13 protein-coding genes and 1 tRNA gene are annotated in these 12,027 nt (G+C 69.3%); 7 read left to right on the top strand and 7 right to left on the bottom strand.

Features of this window, described 5'->3' with window-relative positions; translation table 11 throughout:
• Nucleotides 1-260: 260 nt before the first annotated feature.
• A complete protein-coding gene (locus AN233_RS09560) occupies nt 261-1,229 on the bottom strand; it encodes a D-2-hydroxyacid dehydrogenase (RefSeq protein ID WP_058366561.1) in 969 nt (322 codons plus the stop codon).
• A 152-nt stretch (nt 1,230-1,381) separates the two neighbouring features.
• Here AN233_RS09560 and AN233_RS09555 point away from each other — a divergent pair, with 152 nt between their 5' ends.
• Nucleotides 1,382-1,759: a nuclear transport factor 2 family protein gene (locus AN233_RS09555; protein ID WP_058366560.1), complete on the top strand. Its 378-nt coding sequence runs from the start codon at nt 1,382-1,384 to the stop codon at nt 1,757-1,759.
• 473 nt (nt 1,760-2,232) lie between these two features.
• Here AN233_RS09555 and udk read toward each other — a convergent pair whose 3' ends face one another.
• A complete protein-coding gene (udk, locus tag AN233_RS09550) occupies nt 2,233-2,922 on the bottom strand; it encodes a uridine kinase (protein ID WP_058366559.1) in 690 nt (229 codons plus the stop codon).
• Between the two features lie 130 nt (nt 2,923-3,052).
• Here udk and AN233_RS09545 point away from each other — a divergent pair, with 130 nt between their 5' ends.
• Together AN233_RS09545 and AN233_RS09540 are read left to right on the top strand one after the other, a co-directional pair.
• Nucleotides 3,053-3,649: a CBS domain-containing protein gene (locus AN233_RS09545; RefSeq protein ID WP_058366558.1), complete on the top strand. Its 597-nt coding sequence runs from the start codon at nt 3,053-3,055 to the stop codon at nt 3,647-3,649.
• A gap of 88 nt (nt 3,650-3,737) precedes the next feature.
• Nucleotides 3,738-4,976, top strand: a complete 1,239-nt coding sequence (locus AN233_RS09540) for an ABC transporter substrate-binding protein (protein WP_058366557.1) — start codon at nt 3,738-3,740, stop codon at nt 4,974-4,976.
• 201 nt (nt 4,977-5,177) lie between these two features.
• Here AN233_RS09540 and AN233_RS09535 read toward each other — a convergent pair whose 3' ends face one another.
• Genes AN233_RS09535 through AN233_RS09520 form a run of 4 tightly spaced genes read right to left on the bottom strand, consistent with a single transcriptional unit; the run spans nt 5,178 to nt 9,388 of the window.
• Nucleotides 5,178-6,053, bottom strand: coding sequence for an ABC transporter ATP-binding protein (locus AN233_RS09535; protein ID WP_080508416.1), 876 nt, complete (start codon nt 6,051-6,053; stop codon nt 5,178-5,180).
• Nucleotides 6,050-6,928 carry an ABC transporter ATP-binding protein gene (locus AN233_RS09530; RefSeq protein ID WP_058366556.1) on the bottom strand — a complete coding sequence of 293 codons (879 nt, stop codon included), beginning with the start codon at nt 6,926-6,928 and terminating at the stop codon, nt 6,050-6,052. Before AN233_RS09530 ends, AN233_RS09535 begins: the two co-directional genes overlap by 4 nt.
• Complete coding sequence (locus AN233_RS09525; RefSeq protein WP_058366555.1) at nt 6,921-8,258, bottom strand: branched-chain amino acid ABC transporter permease; 1,338 nt, start codon at nt 8,256-8,258, stop codon at nt 6,921-6,923. The genes AN233_RS09530 and AN233_RS09525 overlap by 8 nt, the downstream gene beginning before the upstream one ends.
• The gene (locus tag AN233_RS09520; protein WP_058366554.1) at nt 8,255-9,388 is read right to left on the bottom strand and encodes a branched-chain amino acid ABC transporter permease; all 1,134 of its coding nucleotides are present in this window, start codon (nt 9,386-9,388) and stop codon (nt 8,255-8,257) included. Before AN233_RS09520 ends, AN233_RS09525 begins: the two co-directional genes overlap by 4 nt.
• Before the next feature lie 149 nt (nt 9,389-9,537).
• Here AN233_RS09520 and AN233_RS09515 point away from each other — a divergent pair, with 149 nt between their 5' ends.
• The 4 genes from AN233_RS09515 (at nt 9,538) to AN233_RS16855 (ending at nt 10,943) form a co-directional block, all read left to right on the top strand.
• Nucleotides 9,538-10,116 (top strand): GNAT family N-acetyltransferase, encoded by a 579-nt coding sequence (locus tag AN233_RS09515; protein WP_058366553.1) that lies wholly within the window; start codon nt 9,538-9,540, stop codon nt 10,114-10,116.
• Between the two features lie 88 nt (nt 10,117-10,204).
• A tRNA-Thr gene (locus AN233_RS09510) sits at nt 10,205-10,278 on the top strand.
• A gap of 63 nt (nt 10,279-10,341) precedes the next feature.
• A complete protein-coding gene (locus tag AN233_RS09505) occupies nt 10,342-10,722 on the top strand; it encodes a hypothetical protein (protein ID WP_058366552.1) in 381 nt (126 codons plus the stop codon).
• Nucleotides 10,719-10,943, top strand: coding sequence for a hypothetical protein (locus tag AN233_RS16855; protein WP_125920012.1), 225 nt, complete (start codon nt 10,719-10,721; stop codon nt 10,941-10,943). The genes AN233_RS09505 and AN233_RS16855 overlap by 4 nt, the downstream gene beginning before the upstream one ends.
• A 21-nt stretch (nt 10,944-10,964) precedes the next feature.
• On the opposite strand, the gene AN233_RS18035 is transcribed toward AN233_RS16855, so the two are convergent.
• A partial coding sequence (locus AN233_RS18035; RefSeq protein ID WP_245626045.1) for an AAA domain-containing protein occupies nt 10,965-12,027 on the bottom strand: 1,063 nt, incomplete at its 5' end.

Genomic DNA, 12,027 nt, shown 5'->3' with positions numbered 1-12,027 from the left:
CTCGATCCCGCCCGGACGACGCAAGCACCGCAGCGGGCGGTGCTGAGAGCGAGGAGCGCAGCGAGGCCCGGCGCGGTCGAGCCGGCTGGGGCTTTCTGAGTGTTGCTGTCCAGATCAGCAGGATCTGCAGGGGAACTAGATCAGTAGTAGGGAGAGCCGGCTGGGGCTTTCTGGGTGTTACTGTCCCGATCAGGAGGATCGACAACAGAACGGTCAACGGAAGGTCGATCAGGATCGACGCGAACGACCGCGAAACCTCCTCAGTTCACCCGATTCTCGATCTCGGCGTCCGCCGGTCCGCCCGTCGCGTCGAGCTCACGAATGTTCGCCGCGAGGATGTCGCCGCACCGCTCGAAGTAGTCGGGCGTATGGCCCGCGTTGTGCGGGGTGATGGTCACGTCGTCGAGCCGCCAGAGGGGGTGGTCCTCCGGCAGCGGCTCGGGGTCGGTCACGTCGAGCGCGGCGCTCCCGATGGCGTTCGAGCGGAGCGCCGAGACGAGCGCGTCGGTGTCGATCACCTTCCCGCGCGCGACGTTGACGAGGACGGCGTCCGCGCGCATCGTCCGGAACACCTCGTCGTCGATCAGGCCCGCGGTCGCGTCGGTGAGAGGACACGCGAGGACGACGTACTCGGCGTCCGTCACCGCCTCGTGGATCCGGTCGAAGCCGTACACCTCGTCGGTCGGGCCGCCCTTCTCCGGCGAGTAGCGCACGCCGACGGTGTGAACGTCGAACGGCTTCAGCCGATCGACGACCGTCTCGCCGATGGCGCCGAGGCCCACGACCGCGACCGTCGACCCGTACACCTCCGTCGTCGGGTAGCTGTTCCACTGCCGGTCCGCCTTCTGGTCCCACGCTCGCGGGAAGTCCCGGGCGTGGGCGATCATCGACCCGAGGACGTACTCGGCGATGTTCGGGCCGTGGACGCCCGAGGCGTTGGTCACGGCGACGCCGCGCTCGTCGAACGCCTCGAGGTCGAGGTGGCCCGTGCCCGCGTAGACGCACGCGAACAGCTCCAGGTTCTCCGCGGCGTCGAGCAGCTCCGGCCCCATCGAGAAGCCGGTCGCGACGCGCGCGTTTCGGACCAGTTCGCGCTCCTCGGCGGGCGTGGTGGCCAGCGCCACCTCGTGGTCGGGCAGGCGCTCGCGGAGGGCCGCCGCGTAGTCCGACGCGTCGAGGCCGTGGATCTTCTGTCGCAGGACGACGATGTCCGGGTCCGTCTCAGTCATGCGCGTCCGTTCGCGGGGCACCCTCAAAAGGTTCGGTCACGCGGCAGGGCGGTCGGATGGCGGTCGCTGAGGCCCGCTTCACCCCTCTCGATGCTCCAGCGAAAGTCGCCGGTATCCGAGCGGTTAGCGCGCTGGCGCGTCGACTCGTCGACATGACTCACGGCCACGACGACCCCGAGGCGGCGGTGCGCGCGTACTACGACCACGTCGACGCGGAGGCGTACGAGGACCTGTTCGCGCTGTTCGCCGAGGACGTGGTCTACGAGCGCCCCGGACAGGACGCCATCGAGGGGATGGAGGCGTTCCGCGAGTTCTACTTCGAGGGGCGGCCGCTGGAGGACGGGCGCCACGAGGTCCACCGCGTCGTCGCGGACGGCGACGGCCTCGACGGCACGACCGTGGCGGTCCGCGGGACCTTCTCCGGCGTGCAGGACGGCGAGACGGTGTCGTTCGGATTCGCGGACTTCCACGAGTTCGAGGACGGGCTGATCGCTCGTCGGGACACCTACACCGACCGCGACGAGGTGTGAGAATACGCCGCGGACACGGTGGGAGTCAGCTACGGCCGTCCGTTCGGTCAACGATCGTGGCGGCGCGGTCGGCGCGCGCGAGGAACGCGCGCGAGGTCGCCGGCGCGCGACTGCACGCCGGCTGCTCGAAAATCTCCGATTTTCGGTGGAGGTCGCGGGCCGGCCGCCTGCTGTGCGGTGCCGTTCCGCGGCCGGCCCGCGGCCGAGGCTGGGGAGGTGCGAGGCTGCTGTGCGTCGCGGAGCGGGGCGGAGCGGGGCGGTGCGGTGGGTGGGACTGAAAGGGGCAGCCGGCTCGAGCCGACTGGGGCTTTCGAGGTGTTACCGTCCCGATCAGCAGGATCTGCAGCAGAGACAGAAAACGCGCCGTACAGAGAGCCGACAAGGGGATCTCGATCTGGAGGACGCCCACGCCAGCGGACCGTACTCGTCACCACTCCGTGAAAACCCGAATCCTCGCGCTCGAGCAGGACGCCCTACTCGTGGTCCAGCGAGACGCCCTCGGCGAGCTGCTGTTCGAGCGTGCCGCGTTCCCAGTCGCGGACGCCCTCGCCCTCCACCTCGGAGCGAATCTTCTCCTCCAGGAGGTTGACAGCGACGGTGTTGGCGCCCTCCGGGATGATCAGGTCCGCGTGCTTCTTCGTCGGCTCGATGAACTGCTCGTGCATCGGCTTCACCGTCGAGAGGTACTGGTCGATGACGCCCTCCAGGTCGCGGCCGCGCTCGACCACGTCCCGCTGGATGCGGCGGAGGATCCGCACGTCCGCGTCCGTCTCGACGTAGAGCCGGAGGTCGAGCATGTCGTTGACCGCCTCGTCGTACAGCGCGAGGATCCCCTCCAGCACGATCACGTCGGTCGGCTCGACGGTGACGCGGTCGGGCTTGCGGTTGTGGACCTCGAAGTCGTACTGGGGCATCTCCACGGACTGGCCCTCCAAGAGCGTCTCCAACTGTTCCCGCAAGAGCTCCCACTCGAACGCCGACGGGTGGTCGTAGTTGACGTCCGCGCGCTCCTCGTAGTCGAGGTGCGAGAGGTCCTCGTAGTAGTTGTCGATGGGGATCCGGGTGACGGAGTCGTCGACGTTCTCCGTGACGAGCCGGGCGACCGTCGTCTTGCCCGCGCCCGTCCCCCCGGCGATCCCGATCACGAACGACGGGATGGTCATGAACGCCTCTCGGAGAGGCCGAGGCTTGAAGCCTCTCTTTCGCGTTCGGCGGCGGCCGAGGAACTTGGCTCGCCGCGTTGATAACTGTAGTGGAGGCAAGTTTTACACCCTCCCGTCCGTCTCCCCGACTATGCAAGACGGTACCACAGTCCGCGACGTGATGCACAGGGCGTTCCTGGGCGTCAGCGAGTCCGACACGCTCGGCGACGCGGCCGAGCTGATGTTGGCGGAGGGGGCCGACTGCCTGGTCGTCGTCCGCGGCGGCGAGCCAGTCGGCTGTCTCTCCCCGCGTGACGCTCTCGGCGCGATCCTCGACGGTGCCGACCCCGGGGAGACGACGGTCGACGAGGTGATGGCGCCGCCGGCACCGACCGTCCCCGCGGACAGTCGGATCGCGGCCGCCGAGGAACGCCTCGTCGCGGAGGGGTCGAGCCGACTGGTTGTCACGCGCGATGGAGAGGCGGTCGGGGTCCTCACGGAGCGCGACGTGCTCGCGGCCGGGACAACGCATCCGTCCGCCGGAGGCGAGCACGCCGTGCGGGGAAGTGCCGCCGACGTGGAAACCATCGACATGGGGGCCGCCGAGGCGGCGGCAGTCGACGCCGAGAGCGCGGACGCCCCCACGACGGCGGCGACCCAGAGCATCTGTGAAGTCTGCGGTACGCTAACGGCCGAGCTCGCCCCGTCGAACGGGCAGATGCTGTGTCCGGACTGTCAGGAGGTGTGACGGGACGGGGCGAGGTGGGGGCGGAAACTCGGCGGCGGCGCGACGGTCGCGCGGCAGTTTTATATCCCCTTACGTTATTCCTTGCCACATGGTACGTGGTATCCAACGGCGCGACTTCTTGAAAGGTGCAGCGACCGCAGGTGCGGTGGGCCTCGCCGGCTGTACGGGTGGCGGCGGTGGCGGACCGACGATCCGCTACGGCGTGTTGATGCCGGAAACCGGCGACCTCGGCAGTCTCGGGACGACGATGCGGGACGGCGGTCGGCTTCCGGCCCGGCAGATCGAAGACGAGATCGACTACTCGCTCGACGTGCAGACGGAGGACACGGAGACGAACCCGCAGGCGGGGATCTCCAGCGCCCAGTCGCTGGTCGACTCCGGCTATCCGGCGGTCGTCGGCCCGGCGGCGTCGAACGTCAACCTGCAGGTGACCCGAGAGGTGTTCATCCCGAACGAGACGGTCGGCATCTCGCCGTCGTCAACCGCGCCTGCGGTGACGGACCTGGAGGACGACGACTACATCTTCCGGACCTGCCCGAGCGACGCGCTGCAGGGACCGGTGATGGCGCAGGTCGTCGTCGACGAGTTCGACGCGAGTACGGCCGCGACGCTGTACCTCAACGACAACTACGGACAGGCGCTGGAGGAGTCGTTCGTCAACGCCTTCGAGTCCGAACACGACGGACAGGTCCCGAACCGCGTCTCCTTCGAGCCCGAGCAGTCCTCGTACGCCTCCCAGCTCGGCACGGCGCTCAACGACAACCCCGACGTGCTGATGGTCGTCGGCTTCCCGCAGTCCGGGATCACCCTGTTCCGCGACTACTACAGCAACTACGCGGACGACTACGGCGGATCGATCATCGTTCCGGATGGCCTGATCGACTCCTCGCTGCCCGAGGAAGTCGGCAACGACATGGAGGACGTGTGGGGGACCGCTCCGAGCGCGGCCGGCCCCGGCGCGGACTTCTTCGCCGACCTCTACGAGGAGGAGTGGGGCAACAGCCCGGAGGTGTTCAACGCGCAGTCGTACGACGCGGCCGCGGTGACCATCCTCGCCAGCGTCGCCGCCGACGCCGACGAGCCCGACGGCACCGCCATCCGCGACAACCTTCGCACCGTCGCCAACCCGGACGGCACCGAGGTCGGTCCGTCGGAGCTGGCCGACGCCGTGGGAATGGTCGCCGACGGCGAGTCGGTCAACTACGTCGGTGCGTCCTCGCCGGTCGACTTCGACGACAACGGCGACATGCGCGCGGTCAGCTACGACGTGTCCCGGTACCTCGACGGCGGCCTCGAGGTCCAGCGCACTATCGACTTCGAGAACTGAGGCCGCGGGCACGGTCCGACTTTTTCGACGGCTCACGTCGCGAGCGGCGCGAGTAGGGCGTTGCGCGGTCGACAGGCTCTTGGGGTTATGACGCGCGTGACAGAAGGACCGCGGCGTGACAGAAGGACCGCGGCGTGACAGAAGGACCGCGGCGTGACAGAAGGACCGCGGCGTGACAGAAGGACCGTAACCGGGGACGGCTTATCCGCCGAGGAACTGCTGGCGCACGTCCTCGTCCGCGAGCAGGCGGTCGCCGGTGTCGGTGTAGCTGTTCTCGCCGTTGGCGAGGACGTATCCGCGGTCACAGCGCCGCAGCGCGGCCTTCGCGTTCTGCTCGACCATCAGGATCGCCGTCCCGTCGTCGTTGATGCGGTCGATGCGGTCGAACATGTCCTGGACGAGGTCGGGGGCCAATCCCGCGGAGGGCTCGTCGAGCAACAGGAGGTCGGGGTCGAGCATCAGCGCTCGCCCCATCGCGACCATCTGTCGCTGGCCGCCGGACATCGTGCCGGCCTTCTGGTCGGAGCGCTCGCGGAGCACCGGGAAGCGGTCGTAGATCTCCTCGATCTGCGCTTCGGGCACCTCGTCGAGGATGTACGCGCCCATCTCCAGGTTCTCCCGCACGGTGAGGCCGTCGAAGACGTTCTCGTTTTGCGGGACGTAGCTGATCCCCTCGTGGATAATCTCCTCGGGCGCGCGCTCGTGGATCTCGGTGCCGTCGAAGGTGATCGTGCCGCCCATGTACGTCGTCAGCCCGAAGACGGACTTCATGACGGTCGACTTGCCGGCCCCGTTCGGCCCGACGATGGTGACGTACTCGCCGTCGCCCACGTCCAGGTCCACGTCCGTCAGGATCTGGAGGTCGCCGTAGCCGGCGTCGAGGTCCCGCACCTGCAACAGCACGTCGTCCGGAACCTTCGCGAGCGGATCGCTTTCGGCGTCCACGTCGCGGTCGGGGGCGCCGCCCGCGTCCGATCCGGTGCCCGCCTCGGCGGCCGCGTCCCCGCTGGGGACTTCGTCACCCTCCGCGTCGGGGATGGTCTCGGCCGGGGCGTCCTCGGGGTCCTCAGCGCTCATAGCTCGTCCTCCCCGAGGTACGCCTCGACGACGCGCTCGTTCGACCGGATCTCCTCCGGCGGCCCCTCCGCGAGGACGGACCCCTGGTGCATGACGATGACGTGTTCGCAGTTCTCCATGATGACGTCCATGTCGTGTTCCACGAGCAGGAACGTGTACCCCTGCTCGCGCAGCTCGTGGATGCGGTCGAGCAGCTTCTCCTCCAGCGTCGGGTTGACGCCGGCGAGCGGTTCGTCGAGCAGCAGCATGTCGGGGTCGGTCATCATCGCGCGGGCCATTTCCAGCAGCTTCCGCTGCCCCCCCGACAGCGTCCCCGCCTCCTGATGGGCGAGGTGGTCGATCTCGAAGAAGTCCAGCGTCTCCCAGACGCGGTCGCGGATCTCCGCCTCCTGTTCGATCACGTCGCCGCGTGCGACGGGCGTCACCGACTTCCAGAGCTGCTCGCCGACCTGTCCCCTCGGCGCGAGCATCAGGTTCTCCAGCACGGTCATCTCCGCGAGCTCGCGAGCGATCTGGAACGTCCGGACGAGCCCGCGGTTGGCGATCGCGTCGGGCCGGAGCCCCGTGATCTCCTCGCCCTGGAACTGGACGGTGCCCGAGTCGGGGGTGTGTGCCCCCGCGATGCAGTTGAACGTCGTCGATTTGCCGGCGCCGTTCGGCCCGATCAGGCCGGTGATCGTCCCGGCTTCCACCTCGAAGCTGGCGTCGTCGACCGCGACGATCCCGCCGAACGTCTTGCGCAGGTTGCGAACGCGAAGCGGGATCTCCGCGGGCACCGAGGCGGCCTGTTGCTCGACGGGCGAGTCCTGCGTCTCGGGCTCGTCGGGTGCCTCCACGTCCGCGTCCTCGGGCACGTTCGTCTCGGGTTCACTCATCGGTCTCACCTCCCGATCCCGAGCGGTGCAGGTCCACGGCCGCGGCCGTCTCCGTCCGGTGGCCGAGCACCCCCTCGGGTCGGTGCTGCATCAGCAGTACCAGCACCACGCCGAGCAGGATGAAGCGGAACGCCGAGATGTTCCCGACCGCGTACGCCAGAAGCGGCATCGGGTCGAGCGACCCGAGCGGTGCGACGGCGGCCGGGAACGTCCCCGGCGACCCGCCGAGCTCCAGTGCGTTGCCGAGGATACTGCCGATCGTCCGCGGCCCCTCGAACAGCAGGCCGACGAACAGGATCGAGCCGACGATGCTGCCCGTGTTCGATCCGGAGCCGCCGACGATCACCGCGACGAACACGTAGAAGGTGACGATGGGTCGGAAGGAGTTCGGGCTGACGAACCCCTGAGACCCCTGCCAGAGGATGCCGCCGAGTCCCATCAGCGCACAGCCCAGCATGAACACCTTGATCTTGAACCAGCGGGTGTCCTTGCCGAGCGACTGCGCGACGAGTTCGTCCTCGCGGATCGCCTTCAGCACGCGCCCGAACGGCGAGTTGCCGACGCGGCGCAGCAACCAGTAGACGAGGAGGACGAAGACGGCCATCACCACGACCCACGCCGCGCGCCGAACGACCGAGGTCTGAACCAGCGGGAACGTCATGTCGAGCGGTCCGCCGGCCGCGAACAGCGCGTCCGTGGGCGTGTCCGGCAGGTCGAGACCGCTGCCGCCCCCGGTACCGAAGCCGAAGGTGGACACGGTCCAACTCGACAGCGTCGCGGAGTTGAGCGTCAGCCGGATGATCTCCGAGAGCCCGAGCGTCACGATGGCGAGGTAGTCCGCGCGCAGGCGGAGCGCCGGCAGCGCGGCGAGCAGGCCGACGACCGCGGCGAGCGTCATCCCGCCGACGACGCCGATCGGCAGCGGGAGCCCGAGCCCCATCCCGGAGACCGCGTCCGGCGAGGTGGACAACAGCGCCATGCCGTAGACGCCCATCGCCATGAAGCCCGCCACGCCGATGTTGAACAGCCCGGTGTATCCCCAGTGGAGGTTCAACGCGAGCGCGAGCGTGGAGTAGGCCGCGAACAGGAACGTGAGCCGGACCCACGTGGACACGAGCGCGTTCACCGTGCGCGGGCCGATCCCCTCGGAAGCGACCGTCAACACGAGGAACAGGAGGTACATCGCGAGCATCGTCGCGCCGACGATCCGCAGGTCGGACTCCTGGAGGGCGCCCACGACGGCATCCGTCACCGTCGCCGGCTCCTCTCCCTCGGCGGGGTCGCCGCCGTCCGCGGCCGGGTCACCCCCGGCGTCGGTCGCGGCGCTCATGCGGTCGTCACCCCCCCGAACAGCCCCTCAGGCCGGTACAGCAGCACGAGGATCATGATGACGAACGCGGCGGCCGCGTTGAAGTCCGAGGAGATCCAGATCAGCGAGACCTCGTGGACGAGCCCGATGACGAGTCCGCCCGCGATGGCGCCGTAGATGGACCCGATCCCGCCGAGGATCACCGCGGCGAAGATGAACAGCAGGAGGAACCAGCCGAGGTTGAACTCGATGGTGCCGCGCTCAAGCACGTAGAGGTAGCCGGAGACGCCCGCGAGCGCGCCGCCGAGCACCCACGTCGCGGTGACGACGCGCTCGGTCGGGATCCCCGTCACCAGCGCGAGGTCCTTGTTGTCGGCCATCGCGCGCATCGCCTTGCCGAGCTTGGTCCGCTGGAGCAGGAAGTGGGTCCCCAGCATCAACCCGACCGCGACGATCACGAGGGTGATTTCGTGGAGGTCGATGCTCACGCCGTAGAAGGGAACCCCGACGCCCTCCGTCGCGGTGACACCCCGGTTGCGCGCCCCGTAGACGAACTGGATCGAGTACCGAAGCGCCAGCGCGACCCCGATGCTGGCGATCAGAAGCGGGATCCCCCCGCGGTCGCGCATCGGCTTGTAGACGATCCGGTCGGCGGCCACCGTGACGAGCACCGTCGCGACCGCCGCCACGATCACGCCCACCAGGATCGCGAGCGGCGACTGGACGACCGAGGCGCCGATCGCGTTCGGTCCCGCGCCGCTGCCGGCACGGACCGACAGCAGGTGACCGGCGCTGGACCCGCCCCAGCCCGCGATCAGGAGCGCGGCGCCCCACCCGGTGAACGCTCCCGTCGTCACCAGGTCGCCGTGCGAGAAGTTCGCGAAGTTGAGAATGCTGTACGTCATCGAGAGCCCGATCCCGGCCAGCCCGAAGATGAGCCCGACGACGATCCCGTTCCAGACGAGCCCGCCGAACCGGAGCGCCGACAGCGAGCCGCCGAACGAGCGCTCGGCCGTGATCGGCACCTCGACGCCGGCGAGGCGAGCGAGGAGGTCCGCCAGCAGCACCAGCCCGGCGACCCCCGCGAGGAACAGGAACGGTTTCCCGCGGACGGCCGCCCGCCCGCGTTGTAGTGATTCATTGACACCCATGCGTGATAGTCACACGAAAAGGAACGGGCCTACCTAAATAACCCTTCGCTCCGCCGGTCGCGGTCCCGTCGGCGACTGCGAGCGAGATCGGCGGGCGATCGCTCCGGTGAGCGTCAGGTCCAAATGCGATCCCGACGAACCGCTCGAACATGGAGATCGTCCCCGCGGCGACGGACGACGTGGACGCCGTCGCCGACCTCTGGGTGGACCTCGCGGCGGACCAGCGGGCGCACGGCTCGCACCTGCTCGCCGCCGCGAACCGCGAGGCCGTCCGCGAGACGGTCGCGCGGCGGGCCGTCGTCGACGTGTTACTCGTGGCGCGGGCCACGGACGTGGACGACATCGACGGGAGCGACGGGCGGGTCGCCTCCGAACTCGGCGAGGGACCGATCCGCGGGTTCGTCTCGGCCGCCGTCGAGACCGGGACCTACGAGCAGGACGTGACGCGGGGCGTCATCGACAACCTCTACGTCGAACCCGACGCCCGCGACCGCGGCGTCGGGGCCGACCTGCTCGCGGCGGCGGAGGCGGCGCTCGCCGACGCCGGCGTCGACGCCGTCGCGCTGGAGGTGATGGCCGACAACGCGGCCGCCCGCCGCTTCTACGAGCGCCACGGCTACGAACCGCACCGCGTGGAGGTAGAAAAGCGATTGATCGAGAACGGCGGCCGTGAGGGGGGCGGACGCGGAGAAAACGGCCGGGACGCCACCGCGGATGGCGACCGCTGACCGGCGGACGGCGCGCGGCGGGTCGGCGTGGGACCGCCCGACCCGGAAGCGATACTGACTCAAAGGAGGCCCGCCAAGCCGGGAACGCGCCAGAGGAGCATGGGCGGTTCATGCACTCGACTTGTAATCGAGACTTCCGGGGTTCAAATCCCTGCTCTGGCTCTATCGGGCCCGCCACCTGCCGGGTGTACCCTTTTATTCAGTGACGATGGATCCTTCGTCACCGTGGCTGAGACCGCCCGCGTCGTACTGGAAGTTGTCGGCATCCTCTTCACCTTACTACTGGTACTCATTCAGCTCGCCGCCCGGTCAGTGACCGCCGAGGGGATCGAGCTATTGGGGCCGCAGAGGACGGTGCTGTCTCCGCTCGTCGTCGCGATGGTATTTCTGCTGATCGCCGGTGCGACAGCCGGGCTGGAGGCATCGCAATCACTCGCGGCCCCGGAGCTCTCGATCGCCGTACTGTTCGTCGTGGGGGCCCTGTTCGCGATAGCCGTGTCGGGCGTCGACGCCGCGGTCGCGGTTGCCGAGTCGGCCGACGACCACCAACAGACCTTAGACGACACGCCGGAAATGGCAAACGAGACGAACGGAGGAGACGCATGAACCACCAAGAAGCACGTCGGCGCGGTCGGCGAGCGAAACAAGCCCTCCTCGGGATGGCACTTTCGTTCGTCCTCGCCGGCGTCGCCACGATCTTCGAAGGCCCCGCGGTCGACCTGATCGGGACGATCGGGCTGTCCGGACTCGTGGTGTCCGGGATCGCGACGCTTCTCTACGTACTCTCTCTCGCGAGCCCGGACTCCGTACTCGCAAAGTTGCCCTGAGGCCGAAGCGGCCCCGGTCCGTTACCGCCGCGCCCAGTCGAGCAGCCGCTCGTAGAACGGCTCCGAGGCGAGCGCCTCCGCGTCGCCGACGAGCGTGAGCGCCTTCTTCGCCCGCGTGAGCGCGACGTTCATCCGCCGGTGGTCCTCGAAGATCGGCCCGTCGAGGTCGCCGGTCGCGACGAGCGAGATCACGATCACCTCCTTCGAGGAGCCCTGGAAGCGGTCGACGGTGTCGACGGTCGCGTCCGTCCGGCGACCGATCTCCGCAACCTGCGCGCGGAACGGGGCGATGACGCCGATGTCCTCGACGGCGACGCCGGCGTCGACGTACGCGTCGACGACGCCCGCGACGCGCTCGGCCTCGCGGACGTTCCTGTTCCCGTCGCGGGCGCCGTCGGGGTCGACGAAGTTCACCCCGCCGCGGAGCGCCGGCGGGAGGTCGGCGGCGTCGACGCCGAGGTCCGCGAGCGACTGGCCGGCGACCGCGGGCGTGGCCGGTCTGAGGGCGCCGTCGTAGAACTCCGCGGAGGCGAACGACTGGATGCGCTGGCTCATCCGGTACTGCTGGTCGAGCATGACGCCCGCCTCGGGGTGGTCCTCGATGAGCCGCTGGAACAGCGAGCGCTGCAGGTCGTTCTCCGCGCGGACGACGGGCGGGAGCTGCTTGTGGTCGCCCACGAGCACGAACCGCTCCGCGAGGTTCGCCGCCGCGAGCGTGCCGGGCTCGGTGAGCTGCGAGGCCTCGTCGACGACCGCCACGTCGAACGCCTGCTCGCGCATCACGCGGGAGCCGCAGGCCGCGGTCGTGGCCGCGACGACCGGCGCGTCGCCGAGCTCGCGGGCCTTCTCGCCGGGGTCGCCGCGGCGCACCAGCCGCACGTCCTGCATGTCGCCGCGGACGCCCTGCTTACTCCCCACCCTGACGACGGCCTCGAACCCCTGATCGCGGAGCGCCTCGAGCGCGTTGTCGACCGCGCGGTTCGTGAACGCCGCCAGCAGGACGCGCTCGCCCTGCTCGACGAGCGCACGGATGGTTCGCGCGATGGTGTAGGTCTTGCCGGTCCCCGGCGGCCCGTGGACGAGC

Origin of the sequence: Haloparvum sedimenti (genome assembly GCF_001462205.1) — an archaeon.
Lineage (GTDB): Archaea > Halobacteriota > Halobacteria > Halobacteriales > Haloferacaceae > Haloparvum > Haloparvum sedimenti.
Note: the sequence above shows the minus strand (reverse complement) of the source record. Positions and strands in the feature narration are given on the sequence as shown.